We start from the raw sequence: 19,880 nt of genomic DNA, 5'->3' as shown, positions 1-19,880 counted from the left end.
ACTTCTTCAGCACCGCCACCACCGCCAAGGTCGGCGAGGTCGCCAACCCCAACTTCTCCCGCTTCTCCAACCCCGCCGTCGACCAGGCCCTGACCGCGCTCAAGGGCGTCAACCCGGAGGACGCGGCGGACCGGCAGCAGTACTTCGACACCATCCAGACCGAGATCGAGAAGTCGATCCCGTACATCCCGATCCTCACCGCGGGCACCACCAGCGAGTACAACGCCAAGAAGTTCACCGGCTGGCCCACGAAGGAAGACCTCTACGCGGTCGCGGCCGTCTGGCAGCGCCCCGACCACTCGGAGATCTTCCTGAAGCTCAAGCCCGCGGGCCAGTGACCGGGGCCCACTAGAACCGATTGGCGGACCGATGAGGTACTACGCCCGAAAGTTCGCGTTCTACCTGGTCGCCTTCTGGGCGGCCCTGACGCTGAACTTCTTCATCCCGAGGCTGATGCCGGGCAACCCGGTGGACATCCTCATGGCGAAGCTCGCGCAACGGGGCGGGACCGTGGACCCGTCGGCCCGCAGGGCGTACGAGCTGCTGCTGGGCGGCAACAGCGGCGAGTCGCTCTTCCGGCAGTACCTGTCCTACCTGGGCAACATGTTCCGGGGCGACCTCGGCGTCTCGGTGTCGGCGTTCCCGACACCGGTGTCGGAGATCATCGGGCAGGCCCTGCCCTGGACGCTCGTGCTCGTGGGCATCGCGACGTTCCTGTCGTTCGTCCTGGGCATCGCGCTGGGCACGTTCGTCGGTTGGCGGCGCGGCACCTGGCTGGACAGCCTGGTGCCCGCCACCACCGTGCTCGCCGCCGTGCCGTACTTCTGGCTGGCGCTGATCCTGGCGGCGGTGCTCGCGTCCGCCCTGGGCTGGTTCCCGCTGCTCGGCGGCTACGACGTGGTCCTGTCGCCCGGCTGGGACGCCGAGTTCATCGGCTCGGCGATCTACCACGGCACGCTGCCCGCGCTGACCATCGTCATCTCCTCGGTCGGCGGCTGGCTGCTGGGGATGCGGAACATGATGGTCTCGGCCACCGCCGAGGACTACGTGCTGACCGCCAGGGCCAAGGGCCTGCGCGACTCGCGGATCATGATCAAGTACGCGGCCCGCAACGCGGTGCTGCCCTCCGTCGCGGGCTTCGCCATCTCGCTGGGCTTCGTGGTGTCCGGCTCGGTCATCACCGAGCAGGTGTTCTCCTACCCCGGCATCGGCTCGAAGCTGCTCCAGGCGGTGCAGAACAACGACTACGCCCTCATGCAGGGCATCTTCCTCGTGATCACGGTCGCCGTGCTCGGCGCGAACCTCGTGGTCGACCTGCTGTACGCCGTCATCGACCCGCGCACCCGCGTCAGCGGCTGAGAAGGAGACCGGGCACCGTGACCAACCTGAGTCCCGTCACCGTCGAGCCGCCCCGGGGCCGCTCCGGCCTGCGGTCGATGCTGCCGCGCTGGTCGCCCAAGCTGGGCGTCGGCCTCGGCCTGATCGTGTCGATCACCCTGTTCGGCCTGCTCGGGCCGCTGCTCCTGGGCGACCCGAACCTCATCCGCGACCTCGGCCTGACCTCGCCGGGCGGCGAGTTCCTCCTCGGCACCACCCTCACCGGCCAGGACGTGCTGGCGCAGCTCGCCTCCGCCACGCGCGGCTCGCTCTACATCGGCCTGCTGGTCGGCGTGATGGCCACCGTCCTGTCGGCGCTGTTCGGCATCGTCGGCAGCTACGTCGGCGGGTACGTCGACGAGGGCTTCTCGCTGTTCTCCAACGTCATGCTGGTGATCCCCGGCCTGCCGCTGGTGATCGTGATCTCCGCGTTCGTGCCCGCCGACCAGCGCGGCTCGTGGACCATCGCGGTGGTGCTGGCGATCACCGGCTGGGCCGCGTCGGCCCGCGTGCTGCGCGCCCAGACGCTGTCGCTGCGCAACCGCGACTACGTGGCCGCCGCCAAGGTGTCCGGCGAGAAGCCCTGGCGCGTGATCACCGTCGAGATCCTGCCCAACCTGCTGCCGCTGCTGGCCTCGCAGTTCGTCTTCGCGGTCATCTACGCCATCCTCAGCGAGGCGGGCCTGTCGTTCCTCGGCCTGGGCGCGTCCAACTCCTCGACCCTGGGCACGATGCTCTACTACGCCCAGAACGGCTTCGCGCTCCAGCGCGAGGCGTGGTGGTGGTTCGTGCCGCCGGGCCTGATCATCGCCCTGTTCGGCTGCGGCCTGTCGCTCGTCAACTTCAGCATCGACGAGATCATCAACCCCAAGCTGCGGGACATCCCCCGCAAGGCGGCGGTCGAGCCCGACCGCGCGGCCGAGCCGGTGGCGCGCACCGACGACGACGTGGTGATGACCGTCCGCGACCTGTCCGTGGTCTACCAGGTCGGCAGGCCGGTGCACGCGGTCAAGGACGTGTCGCTCACGCTGCGGCGCGGCGAGATCCTGGGCCTGGCCGGCGAGTCCGGCTGCGGCAAGACCACCCTCGCCTACGCGGTCAACCGGCTGCACCGGCCGCCCGCCGAGGTGACGAGCGGCTCCGTGACGTTCCACGACCGCGAGGGCGGCGACCTCGACGTGCTCGCCCTCGCGCCCGGCGAGCTGCGGGAGTTCCGCTGGTCGAAGCTGTCCATGGTGTTCCAGGGCGCGATGAACGCGCTGAACCCGGTCATCACGGTCCGGGCGCAGCTGGAGGACGTGCTCACCACGCACCGGCCCGACATGACCAAGGCGCAGCGCCGCGCGAGGTGCGAGGAGGTGCTGAAGCTCGTCGGCGTCGACGTGCGGCGGCTCCGCTCCTACCCGCACGAGCTGTCCGGCGGCATGAGGCAGCGCGTGGTGATCGCCATGGCGCTGCTGCTCGACCCCCAGGTCATGATCATGGACGAGCCGACCACCGCGCTGGACGTGGTGGTGCAGCGCGGCATCCTGCGGGAGATCCTCCGGCTGCGCGACGAGATCGGCTTCGCCGTCCTGTTCATCACCCACGACCTGCCGCTGCTGCTCGAACTGGCCGACCGCATCGCGGTGATGAAGGACGGCGAGGTCGTCGAGCACGCGACCGCCCAGGAGATGTACGAGCGGCCGGCGCACCCCTACACGCGCAAGCTGCTCGAATCGTTCCCCAGCCTGACCGGCGAGCGCGGCTCGTTCGTCCGGTCCGGCGAGCAGACCCCCTCCGGAGGCGTTCGGTGACCACGCTGGAAGCACGCGAACTGGTCAAGGACTTCCACGTCCGGGTCGGCTTCAGGCGGGTGCGGCTGCGGGCCGTCGACCACGTGTCGTTCACCCTCACCCCCGGCCGCACGGTCGCGCTGGTCGGCGAGTCCGGGTCCGGCAAGTCCACCATCGCCCGGATGATCGCCCGCCTGGAGAAGCCCAGCGCCGGGTCCGTCGCGGTCACCGCCGACGACGGGCGGCGCGTGCCCGACCGGGCCTACCGCGACCACGTGCAGATGGTGTTCCAGGACCCGTTCGCCTCGCTCAACCCGTTCCACACCATCGCGCACCACCTGGAGCGGCCGCTCAAGCTGCACGGCAAGCCGCACGGGTGGGACGAGGTCGTGGGCCTGCTGGAGCGCGTGTCGCTGCCCGGCCGCGACATCGCCAACCGCCGCCCGCACGAGCTGTCCGGCGGCCAGCGGCAGCGCGTGGCCATCGCGCGGGCCCTCGCGCCGGGCGCGCGGGTCGTGGTGGCCGACGAGCCGGTGTCCATGCTCGACGTGTCGATCCGGCTGGGCGTGCTCAACCTGCTCGCCCGGTTGCAGCGCGAGGAGCGGCTGGCCGTCCTCTACATCACCCACGACCTGGCCACCGCCCGGCACTTCTCCGACGACATCCTCGTGCTCTACAAGGGGCGCGTGGTCGAGCGGGGACCCGCCGACGACGTGATCCTCAACCCGCAGCACCCGTACACCCGGATCCTGGCGTCCGCCGCGCCGAACCCGGACGCGCGGGGCCGCTCCCTCGACATCGACCCGGCCGAGGTCGAGCGGGCGGGCGCGGCCGCCGCGTACGACCACACCACGCAGCGCTGGGAGGAAGTGGCGACATGACGCTGACCTGGTCCACCGGTGCCGTGCGACTCCTGCTGAGGGTGGACGAGGGGCCGGTGAGCCTGGTGTCGCTGAGGCCCGGCGGTCCGCCGGGCGGTGTCGGTGCTCCGCCGGTCGGTGCTCCGCTGATCGGGGCGCCGCTGGTCGAGGTGCAGGCGCTCGGCCACGGCCGGTTCCCCGGCAGCCACCGGTACGCCGACACCACCATCGGGGCGCGGCTGCGCTACCGGGAGCACGTGGCGACGACCGACGAGCTGCGGGTCGTGCAGCACGACCCGGTGACCGGCCTGGTGACCGCGTCCGTGTTCCAGGGCGTGGCCGGGGTGCCCGCCGTGCGGACGTGGACCGAGGTGTCCGTCGAGGGCGACCCGGTCCACCTCCAGGCGGTGACGTCCCTGTCGACCGGCGCGTTCCTGGTCGACTCCGGGCGCACCGTGGACGAGGTGGACCTCGTGCACGCCGACTCCGACTGGGTGGCCGAATCGCGCTGGCACCGGACGCCGCTGCGCGAGGCCGGCCTGGTGGCGATGGACCCGACCGTGCACCACCACGCGTCGCGCAGCCGGTTCGCGCTGACCTCGCGCAGCTCCTGGTCGACCGGCGAGCACCTGCCGACCGGCGTGCTGGTCGCGCGGGACGACAGCTGGGCGATGGCGTGGCAGGTCGAGCACAACGGGGCGTGGCACTGGGAGGTCGGCGAGACCGTCGCCGGCGCGTACCTGGCGCTGCTGGGCCCCAGCGACGGCGAGCACCAGTGGGCGCGGGTGGTGACCTCGGAGCGGGGGTTCACCACGGTGCCGGTGTCCGTGGCCATCGCCGCCGGCGGGGTCGACGAGGCGTTCGCGGCGCTGACCGCGCAGCGGCGGGCCACCCGGCGCGACCGGCGCGCCCCCGACCTGCCGGTGGTGTTCAACGACTACATGAACACCCTCATGGGCGACCCCACCACGGAGAAGCTGCTGCCCCTGGTCGACGCGGCGGCGGACGTCGGCGCGGAGTACTTCTGCGTCGACGCCGGCTGGTACGACGAGGACGGCAAGTGGTGGGACAGCGTCGGCGAGTGGCGGCCGTCGCGCACGAGGTTCCCCGGCGGGTTCGGCGAGGTGGCGGACCGCATCAGGGCACGCGGGATGGTGCCGGGGCTGTGGCTGGAACCCGAGGTCGTCGGCGTGCGCTCCGCGCTGGCGCGCACCCTGCCGGACGAGGCGTTCTTCCAGCGCCACGGCGCGCGGGTCGGCGAGCACGGGCGGTTCCACCTGGACTTCCGGCACCCCGAGGCGGTGCGGCACGTGGACTCCGTGGTCGACCGGCTCGTGGAGGAGTTCGGGATCGGGTACCTCAAGCTGGACTACAACATCATGCCGGGCGCGGGCACCGACCTCGGCGGCCTCGCGCCGGGCGAGGGCCTGCTCGGGCACAACCGGGCCTACCTGGCGTGGCTGGACGCGCTGCTGGCCCGCCACCCCGGGCTGCTGCTGGAGAACTGCGCGTCCGGCGCCATGCGGATGGACTACGCGCTGCTGTCCCGGCTGCACCTCCAGTCCACGTCGGACCAGCAGAACCCCCTGCTGTACCCGCCGATCGCGGCCGCCGCGCCCGCGTCCGTGCTGCCCGAGCAGTGCGGGAACTGGGCGTACGCGCAGCCGGGGATGACGGCGGAGGAGGCGGCGTTCACGCTGGCCACGGGGGTGCTGGGGCGGCTGTACCTGGCCGGGCGGGTCGACCTGATGGACGCGGGGCAGCGGGGGTTGGTGCGGGAGGCCGTGGCGGCGCACCGGGCGTTGCGCGGGGAGATCGCTTCGGCGGCGCCGTTCTGGCCGCTGGGGTTGACCGGGCGGTCGTCGTGGGTGGCGGTCGGGCTGCGGGCGGTGGACTCGTACGTGACGGTGTGGCGGTTGCCGGGGGCGTCGTCGTCGGTCGCGCTGCCGGTGGCCGGGCTGGTTGGGAGGGAGGTGGCGGTGTCGCCGGTGTTCCCGGTGTCGGCGTCGGGGTGGGGGTTCTCCTGGGACGCGGGGTCGGGGGTGTTGGACGTCCGGCACGACGGCGACGCGCCGGCGGCTGTGGTGGTGCGGTTGGCGGGGTGAGTTGACTGAGTGAGGGGGTGCCGTGGGGGTTTCCGCAGCACCCCCTCGTCACCACTCGCCGATGACCGGGGGAGCTACCGCGTCGGTGTTGCCGAAAAGGGATTCGGGGTCTGATTCCAGGAGGTAGGGGGCGGTCTGGTGGTCCTTGTCCTCGTCGTTGGTGGCGCCGGCGGGGGCCATCGCGCCGCCGAGAGGTGGTGCGTGGGTCGCGCCGCCGCCGGGGCGGGCGGGTACGGCGCCCCGGGCGGCCTCGGAGTGGGGGCCGAGGACGCCGCTGGAGTTCCTGGCCGCACCGGGGCCGCCCGCGCCGGAGCCGCCTGCCCCGCCTGCGCCTGCACCGCCGGCACCTGCGCCCGCGCCGCTGTACCGGCCTGCTCCTGCCGCGCCGCTGCGTGAGCCCGTGCCGGTGTGCGGACCTGGACCGCCGAGCCTGGCGCTGATGCCCCGGGCCGAGCCGGGGTACCCGCCGGTCCCGACACCGCCGGTGTAGCCGCCCGGGGGCGACCACTGGGGAGTGGTGCCGCCGTGGCCGGAGGCGTGACCCGGAGGGACCAGGCCTTGGCCGAGACCGCTGGGGGCGGTCGTCGCGCCGCCGGGTGTGGTGGCCGTCGTCCCTTGAGCAGCTGTAGTGCCGCTCAGGGGCGGTGGCGTCGGGGTGACGTCGTCAGTCGCCTGCTGGGTCGAGCCTTCCGCGGGATACCGGCCGTGGTAGGTGCCGAAGTTCTCATGGCCGTCCACGGGAGGGGGCGGAGGAGGTGGGGGAGGTAGCGGGGCGAACGCGGGCTGGGCGGCACAGGTCTCGGCGAGGATGCGGTCATAGGTCTCCACCACGTCAACGGCCATCAGGTGTTCAGCCTTTTGCCGCTGAGACTCGAGGAAGGCCATGAACGCCTGTTGTGCCAGCCCGAGCGGGCTCATGGCCCGGATGATCTGTTCTGTGGTCGACTCGGCGCTGACCGGCGTAACGGGTGGCGGAGGCATCTTCTTCTGCGCGTTGTCCAGGGCCTCAGCCTGTCGGAAGGACATCTCGCCGGCATGCTTGGCCGCGAACCCGAACGTGTTGGCCTCGCGGGCCAGGTCGTACAACTTCTGCCGAGTCCCGTCTCCGGCCCTGCCCTCCCACTCCGGCTCGCTCGCAGCGGCGGCGTGGGCGACCGCGTCGCTGAAATCGACCATCACCTGGTGCAGCTTTTTCCACAGGTCCCCCTGCGCGAACACCGCCTTTGGACTGGCTTCCTCCGAAAGAGCTCTGTACAGCTCTGAATGAGGAATGCCAGCGTAGAAGGTATCGGGTTTCGTCGGTGCGGCGCGGGTTGTCGTCTGATCCATCGGCTTCCCCTCCTCAGGGCAGTCTCGGCTCCACCAGCGTGGCCAGTTCGTGGACGAACGGACACGGTTGTTCGTCCAGGTCCGCCGTCAACGCGATGTCGACGCGCGAGGACGACGACACGCCGAGGGAGACAAAACAACCGCCGCCGATCGCCGTCCACGACTTCGCCCGGTGATCTCCCACCGTGAGGTCGGTCATCGGGTTGGTCGCGGGCAGGTCGGCCAACCCGGCGTTGGTGCGGACGTCGATGGTGAGGTACCGCCTGCCCGGTTCGTACCGGCAACTGCTGGCTGACCCGAAGTCGTCACGGGTGGCAGCGGCTTGCCGACCGAAGACCTGTTCGATCTCGTCCTCGGTCAGCAGACCGCACGGGTCCGCTTCGTCCAACGTGGCGGGGACATCGCCCGGTGCGGTGGATGCCCTCGTGCCGACAACGGTGGCGGGTGAGGCCTCACCCGCCACCGGTCCACCGCACGCTGTGAGCAGCAGAAGCGCTGATGCTTGTCCGGCCAGGATCTTTCGTGAGCGCACAACTGCCTGCCTTGAGAGCTGGGTCACTCGGTAGTGGAGAAGGAATTTGTGTTGTTCTCTTCGTTGGCCTGGTAGAGCTTCATAGCCTCTGTGATCTGCTCCTTCATGAGGAGGAGTTTCTGCTGGAAGTCCTTCAGGACGGCCTGGCTGCCCTGCACGGGGTCGGCCGCGATGCTGGCGATGAATGGCTTGTAGACGCGCGCTGCGGGTGTCATGCCCAGAGGTGGCTCGATCGCGAGACGGCCGAGGTCAATCTGCCTCGCTCGCATCAGCAACAGAAAACTGTCGAGCACCTCGACCAGTGGTGCGCCCGAGTCTTCGCTCACCGCGAAGCCCGGACCCGTAACCGCATTGACCTGGGAGATCACCGTTCCCAGGCCCTGCATGCCCTGAAAGAAATCCGCCATCCCCGTGTCCGCCCCTCTGGCTCGCGCGGTGCGCTTAGCCCTTGATCCCTATACCAGTTACGATGCAGAAGTTCCGCGTTCGGTTCTGCCTCTCACCCGTACGTATCAAGAATTTCGCTCAAGTGGGCCTCTATGTACCGCTGGTCCCACGGCCGGTAAGTGGCACTCGCTTCACCTCTCGGCCCAGTGCCCGGCACCGCCGCGTACCGTCCCATGTCGGTGTCCAGGTAGGTCAACGAACCCACCGGTTTTTCCCGTCCGTGCCGGTCGCGGGCACTGGCCACAAAATAACCCGCTCCCGTCCGCGGTCGACCCAGCACCTCCGCCACCAGTGACTCCGCTGTCGGGGTGAACTGCATTCGCCTCGTCACGCGGAATTGTGAGAAGTCCTCGATTTCGTCGGGTTTCGGTGATTCGGTCACGGTAACCGGTTCGCCGGTGCCCGCCGGCAGGGTGGGCGGTAATGCGACCAGTCCTCGCAATGCGGCTTGTGTCGAGCACCTGCGGAAGCTGATGTTCTCACCCGTTTGGATGGCGAGTAAGGCTGAACGACCCTCGAGCGCCGCGAGTGCGGTGAGGTGGTCGCCCGAGTCCGACCCGGCCAGTGCGATGGTCAGCGGCGCGCGGGCGAACAGGCGCAGCACCTCGGTGAACTCCGGTGTGAAGCGTGAACCCTCGACCAAGCCGCGGGCGGCCAGGTCGCGGTGCACGGTCTCGACCAGCCTCGCCCGTTCGGTTCGAGTGGACCCGTGGTACCCGATGGTGAACGGGAAACGCCTGACTTCCAGGTCCATGGCTTCGCCCACCACGTCAAGTTCCGCTGGTGAGCAGAGGATCTCCTCGGGCAACTCGTTCTCTCCCCTTTCGCCCCGGCGGTCCATGATCACACCAGAAGGGGGAAAACCGGCCGCATATTTCGGGGATAATCGGGTGGAAAAAAATACGAATGCCGCACACCTTCGTGATGTGCGGCACTCGTTCGGCTCAGATTTGCGATGACTCGCAGTAACGCACTGTAGCCACTCTTGCGGGGACGCCCGCCCCGGTCACACCGCCGTGGCCCGCACCAGCACCACCCGCTCCGGGTAGAGCACCGGCGCCTGCACCCCGGCCGCCCCCAGCACCCGCCCCGGCAGCGTCACCCCCTCAGGTGACCACCAAGGCAGCGGAATGCCCCAGTTGTGCGCGTTGCCGTCCGGGTGGTCGCCGGGCGGCAAGGGGCGGACGTGGTAGCGCCGGTCCGGCGACAGACCCGGCAACCGCACCGCGCCGGTCGGGTAGGACGCCGACGTGGCCAGGGACACCACCGCGAACACCGCGTCCGAGCCGTCCTGGGCCACCACGCCGTGCACCTCGATCGCCGGGTCCGGGTGGTCGCCGTGCACCGCCACCCCCGTGTGGAGCAGGGGCCGCAGCTCCTTGTAGAGCGCCACCCACGCCCGCAGGCGCTCCAGTTCCTCGTCGGAGGCCGCCGTGAGGTCCCACTCGATGCCGAAGTGGCCGAACAGCGCGGTCCCCGCCCGGAAGTCGATCGGGTGTCGCCGGTGGGTGGTGTGGGAGGTGCCCGAGCCCACGTGGGTGCCCATGAGCTCCAGCGGGATCAGGGTGTTGGTCCAGCGTTGCACGGACTGCCGTTCCAGGGCGTCGATGCAGTCCGACACCCAGACCCGGTCGGTGCGCTCCAGGACCTCCAGGTCGACCCGGCCGCCGCCGGAGGAGCAGGACTCGACCTCCACGCCGGGGTGTCGCCGCCGCAGTTCGTCGAGCAGCCGGTAGACCGCGAGGGTCTGCCCGTGCACGCCGGCGCGCCCCGTCGGTCGGTGCCCGGCGTCGACCAGGTCCCGGTTGTGGTCCCACTTCAGGTACGAGATGGGGTAGGTGGTCAGCAGGTCGTCCAGGCACTTCAGGACGTGGGCGAACGCCTCGGGCCTCGCCAGGTCGAGCACCTGCTGCGACCGCGCCTCGCGGGGCAGCCGGTCGCCGGCGGCCATGAGCCAGTCCGGGTGGGCGCGTGCCAGGTCGGAGTCGGGGTTGACCATCTCCGGCTCGACCCACAGGCCGAACTGCATCCCCAGGCCCGTCACGTGGTCGGTCAGCGGCCCCAGCCCGTCCGGCCACACCTCCTCCGAGACGTGCCAGTCGCCCAGGCCGCGCTTGTCGTCCCGCCGCGAGCCGAACCAGCCGTCGTCGAGGACGAAGCGCTCCGCGCCCACCGAGGCGGCGGCGTCGGCCAGGGCCTTGAGCCGGGTCAGGTCGTGGTCGAAGTAGACCGCCTCCCACGTGTTGACCACGACCGGGCGCGGTGAGGACGGGTGGTGCGGGCGGGCGCGCAGGTGGCGGTGGAACCGCGCGGACACCTCGTCCAGGCCCACGCCCCACGACCCGTACTGCCACGGCGAGGCGTAGGACCCGCCGGGGTCGAGCACGACCTCGCCGGACAGCAGCAGCTCGCCCGACCCGAGCAGCGACAGCGCGTGGGAGGTGCGCTCGGCGAAGGTGCGGTGGTTGCCCGACCACGCCGTGTGCACCGCCCACACCTCGCCCGACCGGTTGCCGAACCCCTCGGCGCCCGCCGCGAGCAGGTAGGCCGAGTCGTAGCCGGTGCGGCCGGTCCGGTTCTCCCGCACCCGCAGGCCCTGCGTGAACGCCGTGCGCTGCGGGCTGCGCTCCCGCGTCCACCGCCCGGTGAAGTCCAGCAGCTCCACCGCCTCCGCCGGCACCGGCAGCGTCAGGTTCACCGCGTCCACCGCGAACGGCGTCGAGCCGGTGTTGGTCAGCGTCGCCCGCTGCCGCACCAACCCGGCCGGCGTCAGCTCGATCACCAGTTCCAGCGCCAACCCGGCCGCGGGATCCACCGCCCGCACCACCGGCCCGTCCACCGAGACGACCCGGAACGCGGTGGAGAAGTCCCTCCCCGCCCGGTTCCCGACGACGCCGGGCGTGCCCAGCCACCCCGCCGACTGCTCCGGCAGCACGGCCACGTCCACCGAACCGTCCACGGCGTACCCGATGGGGTGCGGCACCTGCGCCAGCAGCAGCGCCGCCAGCTCGGCCGAGGACAAATCCCCCAGATCGGCGCCCCAGTACCGCACGCGGGGCAGGGTCCCCCCGGAGAAGTCGAGCACCAGGCTCACACCCGCTCCGCGCAGGTGCGTCACGTCTGCCACTTGTGGTCTTCCTCTCTGGCGGTGAAGGTCGTTGACTTACTTTAGTTGCTGGCGTAAGAATCGCCATACCCTGGTGTTCACAAGGCAGAAACGCTTCCCGCCACCGCCGGAAAAGAGGAACGATGATCCGCAGCACTCTGCACGACGGGTGGCGTTTGAGTGCGGTGGGCGGTCCCGTCCCCGAGGGCGTCGACATCGCCGACGTCCCCGCCGAGGTGCCGGGCAGCACCCACCTCGACCTCCTGGCGGCGGGCCTCGTCCCGGAGCCGTACCTCGACTCGAACGAGACCGCGCTGGCCTGGATGCACCGCGTCGACTGGCGGTACGCGCTGACCTTCGAGGCCGAGGCGGCGAAGCCCGGCGAGGCGGTCGAGCTGGCCTTCGACGGCCTGGACACCGTCGCCACCGTCGAGCTGAACGGCGCCGTCCTGGGCCGCACGGCCAACATGTTCCGCTCCTACCGCTTCGACGTGCGCGAGCACCTGCGCGACGGGGCCAACGACCTGGTCGTCACCTTCCGCTCCGCGCTCGCCTACGCCGAGGAGCAGGACGAGGCGCTGGGCCGGCGCGCCCGCGTGTACCCGCACCCGATGAACGCCGTCCGCAAGATGGCCTGCTCCTTCGGCTGGGACTGGGGCCCCGACCTCCAGACCGCGGGCATCTGGAAGCCCGTGCGGCTGGAGCGCTGGTCGGTGGCCCGGCTCGCGCAGGTCCGCCCGCTGGTCACCGTGGGCGCCGACGGCGTCGGCCGGGTCGAGGTGCACGCCGACGTCGACCGCGCCGACCGCGGCGCCGAGCTGGCGCTGGTCGCCACCGCGGGCGGCGTCGAGCAGGTCGTGCGCGTCGACGGCGACTCCGCCGTGGCGACCGTCGAGGTGCCTGGCGCCGAGCTGTGGTGGCCCGTGGGCCACGGCGCGCAGCCGCTCTACGACCTGGAGGTCGTGCTCAGGGCCGGCGACGAGGACGTGGACGCCAGGAGCCACCGCGTCGGGTTCCGCACCGTCGAGGTGGACACCGCGCCCGACGAGGTCGGCAGCCCCTTCACGTTCGTGGTCAACGGCAAGCCGATCTTCGCCAAGGGCGCCAACTGGATCCCGGACGACCACTTCCTGACCCGGATCACCCGCGACCGGCTGGAGCGCCGCGTCGACCAGGCCGTCGAGGCCAACATGAACATGCTCCGCATCTGGGGCGGCGGGATCTACGAGTCCGACGACTTCTACGACGTGTGCGACGAGCGCGGCGTGCTGGTGTGGCAGGACTTCCTGTTCGCCTGCGCCGCCTACGCCGAGGAGTCGCCGCTGTGGGAGGAGGTCGAGGCCGAGGCCCGCGACAACGTCGCCCGCCTGACCCCGCACCCGTCCCTGGCGCTGTGGAACGGCAACAACGAGAACCTGTGGGGCTTCGCCGACTGGGAGTGGGCCGAGCAGCTCCAGGGCCGCACCTGGGGCCTCGGGTACTACACCGACCTGCTGCCGCGGGTCGTCGCCGAGCTGGACCCGACCCGGCCCTACTCGCCCGGCAGCCCGTACAGCCCCGGCGACCTGCACCCGAACGAGGAGACCCACGGCACGCGGCACGAGTGGGAGGTGTGGAACCGCCAGGACTACTCGCACTACCGCGACTCCACGCCGCGCTTCTGCTCGGAGTTCGGCTTCCAGGGCCCGCCCACCTGGGCGACGCTCACCAAGTGGGTGCACGACGAGCCGATGACACCGACCTCGCCCGCGTTCCTGCTGCACCAGAAGGCCGAGGACGGCAACGGCAAGCTCGACCGCGGCCTCGCGCCGCACCTGCCCGCGCCCGGGGCGTTCGAGGACTGGCACTGGGCGACCCAGCTCAACCAGGCCCGCGCGGTCGCGTTCGGCGTCGAGCACTTCCGCTCGCACTGGCCCCGCACGGCCGGCGCCCTGGTCTGGCAGCTCAACGACTGCTGGCCGGTGACCTCATGGGCCGCGATCGACGGCGAGGAGCGCCCCAAGCCGCTGTACTACTCGCTGCGGCACGCCTTCGCGCCGCGCCTGCTCACCGTCCAGCCCCGCGACGGCCGGGACGCGCTCGTCGCGGTCAACGACACCGACGAGGCCTGGACCGGCGAGGTCGCGCTCACCCGGCAGACCTTCGCGGGCGAGGAGCTGGCGGCGGTTAAACTGCCGCTCGACGTGCCGGCGAGGTCGGTGGCGGTGCTGGCGCTCGCGGACGAGCTGCTGGCGCCCGGCGACCCGAAGGGGGAGGTGCTGGTGGCGAGGACGGCCGACGCGCGCGCCGCGCACCTGTTCCGGGAGGACCTGGAGCTGGCCTACGACCCGGAGCCGCTGACCGCCCGGGTGAGCCCGGTCGACGGCGGCTACCGCGTGGACGTGACCGCGAACTCGTTCGCCAGGGACGTCGCCGTGCTGGCCGACCGGGTCGCCGAGGACGCCGTGGTGGACGACGCCCTGATCACGCTCGCCGCGGGCGAGACCCACTCGTTCGTGGTGCGCACCGCCGCGTCGGTCGACCCGGACGAGCTGACCGCCCCGCTGGTGCTGCGCTCGGCCAACACCCTCTGCGCGGTGCGGGCGTGAGCACCGGCTCCGTCGGCCTCGTCCTGGCCCGCCCGGCGCGGCTGCTGGGCGCGGAGCCGTTCTTCATGGAGTTCATCGCGGGCATCGAGGAGCGGCTGGCCGAGGACGAGCGCTCCGTGCTGCTGCACGTCGTGGGCGCCGAGGACGCCGAGATCGCCGCCTACCGCAGGTGGGCGGCCGGCTCGGTGGTCGACGCGGTGGTGGTCGTCAACCGCACCGCGGACGACCACCGGCCCGCGGTGCTGGGCGAGCTGGGGCTGCCCGCGCTGTACGTGGGCGAGCCGGACGAGCTGGCCGTGCCCGCGGTCCGCACGGACGACGCGGGACCGGTGCGCGAGGCCCTGGCGTACCTGCTGGAGCTGGGCCACCGCCGCATCGCGCGGGTCAGCGGCCCGGACACCCTGCTGCACACCCGCGCCCGCACGGCGGCCCTGCTGGCGGGCTGCGCCGAGGCCGGGATCGAGCCGGTGGTGCTGGAGGGCGACTACTCCGAGGAGTCCGGCGCCAAGCTGACCGCGGCGCTGCTCGGCGCCGACGAGCCGCCCACGGCGATCCTCTACGACAACGACGTGATGGCGGTGGCCGGCCTGTCCGTCGCCAAGGAGCTGGGCGTGCCGGTGCCGGGGCGGCTGAGCCTGGTGGCGTGGGACGACTCGTCGCTGTGCCGGCTCGCGTCGCCCGCGCTCACCACGATGAGCGTGGACGTGCACCAGTTCGGCGTGACCGTCGCGGAGTCGGTGCTGGAGCTCGTCGCGGGCGGGCCGGTGGCCGAGCGCTGGTCGCCGACGCCGGCGCTGGTGCCGCGCCGGAGCACCGCCGCGATCGGCTGAGGCGCGTGGGCCGAGGGCCGGCGAGGGGGTTCCCGGAACCTGGTCGCCGGCCCTCGGCGTGCCCGCGTCGAGCGAGGGTCGTAGAACCGCTTAAGAGCTGTTCGGTCTCGGTTTCGGAAGCCTCTTGACCCCACTTTACTTAACCGCTTAACTAAGTCCATGGCCCACTCGTCCGCCCCGCTCGCGCTCGCCCTCGACATCGGCGGCACCAAGCTCGCCGCGGCACTGGTCGAGTCGGACGGCGCGGTGCCGGCCCGCCGCACCGCGCCGACGCCCGCGGGCGACGCGGAGACCGTGTGGGCGGCCCTGGCCGCGCCGGTGGTGGAGCTGCTCGACCTGGCCGTCGACGCCGGGCGCGAGGTGCTGGGCGCGGGCATCGCCTCGGCCGCGCCGATGGACCGGCGGGCGGGCGTCATCAGCCCGGTGAACATCCCCGGCTGGCGCGACTTCCCGATCACCGCGCGCGTCGCCGAGCTGGTGCCCGGCCTGCCCGTGCGCCTCGGCGGCGACGCGCTGTGCATGGCGCTGGCCGAGTACCACCACGGCGCCGGGCGGGGCAGCGAGTGCCTGCTCGGCATGGTGGTGTCCACCGGCATCGGCGGCGGTTTCGTGCTCGACGGCAAGCCGCTGTTCGGCGTCGCGGGCAACGCGGGCCACGTCGGCCACTTCGTGATCGACCCGGCCGGGCCGCCCTGCGGGTGCGGCGCGCACGGGTGCGCGGAGGCCGTCGCCAGCGGCCCGTCGATGGTCCGCTGGGCGCTGGAGCAGGGTTGGCGGCCCCTGGGCGGCACCGCCGACGGCATCGCGCTCGCCGCGTCGGCCCGCGCGGGCGAGGCGATCGCGCTGGCCGCGTTCCGGCGGTCCGGCGAGGCGGTGGCCAGGGTCGTCACGGTGGCCGCCGCGCTGTGCGAGATCGACCGGGTGGTGATCGGCGGCGGCGTGGCCCAGGCGTGGGACCTGCTGGAACCCGCCGTGCTCGAACCCCTCGCGGACCACCCGGGGCTCGACTTCACGCGCCGGGTGGAGGTCCGCCCGGCCACGTTGGGCGTGGACTCGGGCCTGATCGGCGCGGCGGCGCTGCTCGTGGGCGACCGGCTCCCGTCGTTGCCGGTGGGCATCTGACGCCACCGGTAGGAACACCCGATCCGGCAGACTCGATGGGGACCCCGCGTCCCCGGTGGGGAACTCTCGTGCGCAAGCTCGACACGGTCATCCGGGACTACCACTGGGGTTCGCGCACCGCGCTCGCCGAGCTGCTCGGCGAGCCGTCGCCGAGCCCCGGCCCGCAGGCGGAGCTGTGGGTCGGCGCGCACCCCGACGACCCGTCCCGGCTCCGGGGCTGCGGCGTGCCGCTGGACCGCTACCTCGCGGCCAACCCGGCGGGCCTGCTGGGTCCGCGCTGCCTGGCCGAGTTCGGCCCCCGGCTGCCGTTCCTGCTCAAGGTGCTGGCCGTGGACGCGCCGCTGTCCCTCCAGGTGCACCCGGACCGGGAGCAGGCCGTCGCGGGGCACGCCGGGCGCGGCTACCGCGACGACCGGGCCAAGCCCGAGGTGCTGGTGGCGCTGACGGAGTTCACCACGATGTCCGGGTTCCGCGCGCCCGCCGACACCGTCGCGCTGCTGGACCGGCTGGACGTGCCCGGCCTGGCGCCCGTGCGGGCCGCGGTGGCGGCGGGCGAGGTGGGCGGGGCGCTGCGCCTGGCGCTGACCGGCACGACCGGCGGGCTGGTCGCGGAGGTGGCCTCGGCGCTCGGGCGCGTGCCCGAGCTGGCGCACCTCGCGGAACCGGCCAGGACCTACCCGGGCGACCCGGGCGTCGTGGCGGCGCTGCTGCTCAACGGGGTCGTGCTGCGACCGGGGCAGGCGGTGTACGTCGGGCCGGGCGTGCCGCACGCGCACCTGCGCGGCGTCGGCGTCGAGCTGATGGTCAACTCCGACAACGTCCTGCGCGCCGGCCTGACCACCAAGGAGGTCGACGTGGCCGCCGTGCTGTCCATCGTGGACACCCGGACCGGGCCGGCCCACGTGCTCGACGGCGAGGTCGACGGTCCACTGAGGACCTACCCGACCCCGGACCCGGAGTTCCGGCTGCACGAGGTGCGCCCCGGCGCGGTGCTGGCCGGCGGCGGGCCGCAGGTCCTGTTGTGCGTCAACGGTTCCCTGGTGGTGCGCAGGGGCGGCGACGAGGTCGGGCTGGCGAGCGGCGAGTCGGTGTTCCTGCCCCACGACGAGGCCGCGGCCCAGGTCGCCGGCGAAGGCCGGGCGTTCTGGGCCGCGGTGAACCTCGGCGCCTGAGCGTCGTTGCCCCGGCGTCGTCGGTCCCTACTGGAAGTTCACGTCACTGCACAGGTAGTAGGCCTGGTCCATGTGGCTGGCCTGCCAGATCGTGAACACCACGTGGCGGCCGGTCCGGCTGCCCGCGTTCACCTGGGCCTCGTACAGGCCGGTGGTGCCGTAGCGGCCGGTCGTGGTCACCAGCTCCAGGTCGCTCCAGCGCAGCGCCTGGGTCGCGGTGTTGACGCCCTGGCGGGTGATGTAGATCCGCAGGTAGTCGGCGCCGTGGCGGGCCGAGTCGTCCAGCCGCAGGGTGAACTGGCGCGGCATGTTCGTGGCGTTCCACGCGCCCACGGCGTCGAGCGCCCGGTAGCGACCGCTCTCCGCCAGGCCGCCGCTGCACAGCTGGCCGTTCGGCAGCGCGCCCTGGTGGTTGCCGCCGACGCCGTTGCGGTACAGGCCGTTCCAGTTCCACATCGCGTTGGCGTCGGCCTTCCAGGCCTGGGCGCACATCGGGTCGGTCTGGCCCATGTTCGGGTTCAGGTGGTCGCTGCCCCAGCGCTGCCAACAACCGTAGTTGCGCGACGGCGGGTTGGTCACCGACCCGTGCGCGCCCGCCACGCCCGTGGAGCCCACGAGAGCGACGAGGGTGGCGGCGAGGACCGCCAAGACCGAGGTGAAGACGCCGAACGCCGTGCGGAGACCGCGGCTGGTCATGTGTGTCCTCCACGTCGAGGAGTAACCGGATGTCGGACTGGGAGCGCTCCCAGTTCCCCACGGTAGCGAATGGGGCACGTTCTGTGAACCCTGCGCCGGAACGAAGGACTTTCGCGCCGGCGGGGCCCCGAACGGCCCAGTCGACTGGCCTTTCCGGTGGTGGCGGGAGGTTGACCCGTGCAGGTGGCGGCGTGCCCCCGTCGGAGCGCAGGCCGGTGCCCCGGCAGTTGCCCCTCGCCCCGCCGGGGTTCGTCGGCCGCGAGGCCGAACTGGCCGCGCTCACCACCGCCGTGGAGGCGGGCGAGGGCGGCGGCGCCCCGTCCACCTCGACGCCCTCGCCGCGGCGGAGGCCCGCAGGCTGCTCGCCACCCGCCTCCCGCCGGGGCGGGCCACCGCCGAGGCCGACGCCGTGGACGACCTGCTCTCGGTGTGCGGCGGCTTCCCCCTCGCCCTCGCCGTCGTCGCCGGGCGCACCCGCGCCTACCCCCGCACCCCGCTCGCGACCCTGGCCACCGACCTGCGCCGCCACCTCGGCGACACCCCGGCGGGAACCGGCGACCGGCCACCCCGGGCCGCCGGGTGGTCCCCAACGAGCCGACCCGCCCGACCCCCCGGGGTCCGGGCGGGTCGGCTCACCGGTAGTAGCCCTCCACGGCGGCACGCGCCTCGGCGTGCCGGCCAGGCCCCTCCTGCGGCACGGCCGGAAAACCGCCACCCGGTTTCAGCTCGTTCAGCTGCTCGGTCGACAGCGCGAACACCACGCGCCCCAACCCCGACCGCTCGATCGCGCCCGCGCACATGCCGCACGGCTGGCAGCTCGTGAACATCGTGGTGCGCGCGGCCACCGCCGGGTCCAGCTCGCGGGCCGCCCACCGGGCCAGCTTCAGCTCCGGGTGGGCGGTGATGTCGTTGTCGGACAACGACGTGTTGCGCGCCTCGGCCAGCACCTCGCCGTCCGGTCCGACCAGCAGCGACCCGAACGGCGGATCGCCCGCCGCCCGCGCCTCCACGGCCAGCTCGATCGCCCTGTCCAAGCTCATCCGAACTCCTTCCGCACGGTCGCCAGCGCGTGCCAGGCGACCTCGGGGCTCCGCGTCTCGGCGGGATCGCCGACGAACGGGTCCAGCACGACCGCCTCCGCGCCCGACTCGCGCAGCCCGGCCAGGTCGTCGACCACCTGCGCCACCGTGCCCTCGCCCATGCGGCGGTCCGGGCCGGGGTCCTCCGGGGTCAGGCGCAGCAGGATGCGCGGCGCCAGGGCCGGCGTCGGCCGCCCCTCGCGGGCGGCGATGTCCGCCAACCGCCGCACCGCCTCCGCGTGCTGCCGGTGGGTGAGCCGGAGCCCGTGCCACGCGTCGCCGTACCGGACGGCGCGCCGCAGCGCCGCGTCCGAGTGCCCGCCCACCCAGACCGGCACGGACCCGGCCCGGTAGTCGGCCTCGTCCGACCACGCCGCCCGCACCGCGCGCAGCCCCTCGTCGGTGAGCCGGCCGCGCTCGGCGAAGGGGACGCCCAGCGCCTCGTACTCCTGCCGGGCCCACCCGACGCCGACGCCGAGCACGAACCGGCCGCCCGACAGCTCGGCCAGGTTCGCCGCCATCCGCGCCACCAGCAGCGGGTGCCGGTAGGGCAGCACCAGCACGGTGGTGCCCAGGGTGATCCGCGAGGTCACCCCGGCCAGCCAGGACAGCGCGGTGAACGGCTCGTAGAACGGCGCCGGGTACTGCTCCGCCACGTCGGCGGTGACCGCCACGTGGTCGGAGACCATCAGCAGGTCGAAGCCGAGCCCTTCGACGGTGAGGGCCCACCGCCGCAGCACGTCGGGCGAGGTGCCGGGACCGAAGTTGGGGACGTTCACGCCGATTCGCACGTGATCAAGGTTAGGCGGGGGAGCGGCGCTGCTGAAGGGATTGCTCCCGGCGTGCGGCTGCTGGGGCCGTG

16 protein-coding genes and 1 pseudogene are annotated in these 19,880 nt (G+C 72.6%); 9 read left to right on the top strand and 8 right to left on the bottom strand.

Features of this window, described 5'->3' with window-relative positions; all coding sequences use genetic code 11:
- From ABD223_RS41080 to ABD223_RS41060, 5 genes and pseudogenes are all read left to right on the top strand, one after another.
- Positions 1 to 338: pseudogene (locus ABD223_RS41080) on the top strand (ABC transporter substrate-binding protein); the annotation flags it as partial.
- 31 nt (positions 339 to 369) lie between these two features.
- Positions 370 to 1,359, top strand: a complete 990-nt coding sequence (locus tag ABD223_RS41075; protein ID WP_344043332.1) for an ABC transporter permease — start codon at positions 370 to 372, stop codon at positions 1,357 to 1,359.
- 17 nt (positions 1,360 to 1,376) lie between these two features.
- Positions 1,377 to 3,173, top strand: a complete 1,797-nt coding sequence (locus tag ABD223_RS41070; RefSeq protein WP_344043330.1) for a dipeptide/oligopeptide/nickel ABC transporter permease/ATP-binding protein — start codon at positions 1,377 to 1,379, stop codon at positions 3,171 to 3,173.
- Positions 3,170 to 4,033, top strand: a complete 864-nt coding sequence (locus ABD223_RS41065; RefSeq protein WP_344043328.1) for an ABC transporter ATP-binding protein — start codon at positions 3,170 to 3,172, stop codon at positions 4,031 to 4,033. The genes ABD223_RS41070 and ABD223_RS41065 overlap by 4 nt, the downstream gene beginning before the upstream one ends.
- On the top strand, positions 4,030 to 6,117 hold the full coding sequence (locus tag ABD223_RS41060; protein WP_344043326.1) for a glycoside hydrolase family 36 protein: 2,088 nt from the start codon (positions 4,030 to 4,032) through the stop codon (positions 6,115 to 6,117). The genes ABD223_RS41065 and ABD223_RS41060 overlap by 4 nt, the downstream gene beginning before the upstream one ends.
- Before the next feature lie 48 nt (positions 6,118 to 6,165).
- Here the strand turns inward: ABD223_RS41060 and ABD223_RS41055 are convergent, their stop codons facing one another.
- From ABD223_RS41055 to ABD223_RS41035, 5 genes are all read right to left on the bottom strand, one after another.
- Entirely contained in the window at positions 6,166 to 7,446 is a 1,281-nt protein-coding gene (locus ABD223_RS41055; RefSeq protein WP_344043324.1) for a hypothetical protein, read from the bottom strand.
- Positions 7,447 to 7,459: 13 nt separating this feature from the next.
- Positions 7,460 to 7,978, bottom strand: coding sequence for a DUF3558 family protein (locus ABD223_RS41050; RefSeq protein WP_344043322.1), 519 nt, complete (start codon positions 7,976 to 7,978; stop codon positions 7,460 to 7,462).
- Positions 7,979 to 8,001: 23 nt separating this feature from the next.
- The gene (locus tag ABD223_RS41045) at positions 8,002 to 8,385 is read right to left on the bottom strand and encodes a hypothetical protein (RefSeq protein ID WP_344043320.1); all 384 of its coding nucleotides are present in this window, start codon (positions 8,383 to 8,385) and stop codon (positions 8,002 to 8,004) included.
- A gap of 92 nt (positions 8,386 to 8,477) precedes the next feature.
- Positions 8,478 to 9,233, bottom strand: a complete 756-nt coding sequence (locus ABD223_RS41040) for an ESX secretion-associated protein EspG (protein WP_344043318.1) — start codon at positions 9,231 to 9,233, stop codon at positions 8,478 to 8,480.
- Positions 9,234 to 9,431: 198 nt separating this feature from the next.
- The gene (locus tag ABD223_RS41035) at positions 9,432 to 11,552 is read right to left on the bottom strand and encodes an alpha-galactosidase (RefSeq protein ID WP_344043316.1); all 2,121 of its coding nucleotides are present in this window, start codon (positions 11,550 to 11,552) and stop codon (positions 9,432 to 9,434) included.
- Positions 11,553 to 11,674: 122 nt separating this feature from the next.
- Between ABD223_RS41035 and ABD223_RS41030 the strand changes: the two genes are divergently transcribed.
- From ABD223_RS41030 to manA, 4 genes are all read left to right on the top strand, one after another.
- Positions 11,675 to 14,119 carry a glycoside hydrolase family 2 protein gene (locus ABD223_RS41030; protein ID WP_344043314.1) on the top strand — a complete coding sequence of 815 codons (2,445 nt, stop codon included), beginning with the start codon at positions 11,675 to 11,677 and terminating at the stop codon, positions 14,117 to 14,119.
- Complete coding sequence (locus ABD223_RS41025; protein WP_344043312.1) at positions 14,116 to 14,949, top strand: LacI family DNA-binding transcriptional regulator; 834 nt, start codon at positions 14,116 to 14,118, stop codon at positions 14,947 to 14,949. The genes ABD223_RS41030 and ABD223_RS41025 overlap by 4 nt, the downstream gene beginning before the upstream one ends.
- 159 nt (positions 14,950 to 15,108) lie before the next feature.
- The gene (locus ABD223_RS41020) at positions 15,109 to 16,071 is read left to right on the top strand and encodes an ROK family protein (protein WP_344043310.1); all 963 of its coding nucleotides are present in this window, start codon (positions 15,109 to 15,111) and stop codon (positions 16,069 to 16,071) included.
- A 68-nt stretch (positions 16,072 to 16,139) separates the two neighbouring features.
- Entirely contained in the window at positions 16,140 to 17,243 is a 1,104-nt protein-coding gene (manA, locus tag ABD223_RS41015; RefSeq protein WP_344043308.1) for a mannose-6-phosphate isomerase, class I, read from the top strand.
- Between the two features lie 27 nt (positions 17,244 to 17,270).
- Here the strand turns inward: manA and ABD223_RS41010 are convergent, their stop codons facing one another.
- The 3 genes from ABD223_RS41010 to ABD223_RS41000 all read right to left on the bottom strand — a co-directional run bounded on the left by ABD223_RS41010 (position 17,271) and on the right by ABD223_RS41000 (position 19,809).
- Positions 17,271 to 17,939: a lytic polysaccharide monooxygenase auxiliary activity family 9 protein gene (locus tag ABD223_RS41010; protein ID WP_344043306.1), complete on the bottom strand. Its 669-nt coding sequence runs from the start codon at positions 17,937 to 17,939 to the stop codon at positions 17,271 to 17,273.
- A gap of 632 nt (positions 17,940 to 18,571) precedes the next feature.
- Positions 18,572 to 18,979: a nucleoside deaminase gene (locus tag ABD223_RS41005; RefSeq protein WP_344043304.1), complete on the bottom strand. Its 408-nt coding sequence runs from the start codon at positions 18,977 to 18,979 to the stop codon at positions 18,572 to 18,574.
- A complete protein-coding gene (locus tag ABD223_RS41000; RefSeq protein WP_344043303.1) occupies positions 18,976 to 19,809 on the bottom strand; it encodes a TIGR03619 family F420-dependent LLM class oxidoreductase in 834 nt (277 codons plus the stop codon). Before ABD223_RS41000 ends, ABD223_RS41005 begins: the two co-directional genes overlap by 4 nt.
- Between the last annotated feature and the right edge of the window lie 71 nt (positions 19,810 to 19,880).

Origin of the sequence: Saccharothrix xinjiangensis, assembly GCF_039527585.1 — a bacterium.
In the GTDB taxonomy this organism is placed as follows: domain Bacteria; phylum Actinomycetota; class Actinomycetes; order Mycobacteriales; family Pseudonocardiaceae; genus Actinosynnema; species Actinosynnema xinjiangensis.
This window is presented reverse-complemented; position numbering and strand designations above follow the sequence as displayed.

Bases quoted from the DNA above. Each gene is read 5' to 3' on its own strand.
- ABD223_RS41075 (WP_344043332.1), top strand. From the start codon at position 370: ATGAGGTACTACGCCCGAAAGTTCGCGTTCTACCTGGTCGCCTTCTGG.
- ABD223_RS41060 (WP_344043326.1), top strand. From the start codon at position 4,030: ATGACGCTGACCTGGTCCACCGGTGCCGTGCGACTCCTGCTGAGGGTG.
- ABD223_RS41055 (WP_344043324.1), bottom strand. From the start codon at position 7,446: ATGGATCAGACGACAACCCGCGCCGCACCGACGAAACCCGATACCTTC.
- ABD223_RS41045 (WP_344043320.1), bottom strand. From the start codon at position 8,385: ATGGCGGATTTCTTTCAGGGCATGCAGGGCCTGGGAACGGTGATCTCC.
- ABD223_RS41030 (WP_344043314.1), top strand. From the start codon at position 11,675: ATGATCCGCAGCACTCTGCACGACGGGTGGCGTTTGAGTGCGGTGGGC.
- ABD223_RS41020 (WP_344043310.1), top strand. From the start codon at position 15,109: ATGGCCCACTCGTCCGCCCCGCTCGCGCTCGCCCTCGACATCGGCGGC.
- ABD223_RS41010 (WP_344043306.1), bottom strand. From the start codon at position 17,939: ATGACCAGCCGCGGTCTCCGCACGGCGTTCGGCGTCTTCACCTCGGTC.
- ABD223_RS41005 (WP_344043304.1), bottom strand. From the start codon at position 18,979: ATGAGCTTGGACAGGGCGATCGAGCTGGCCGTGGAGGCGCGGGCGGCG.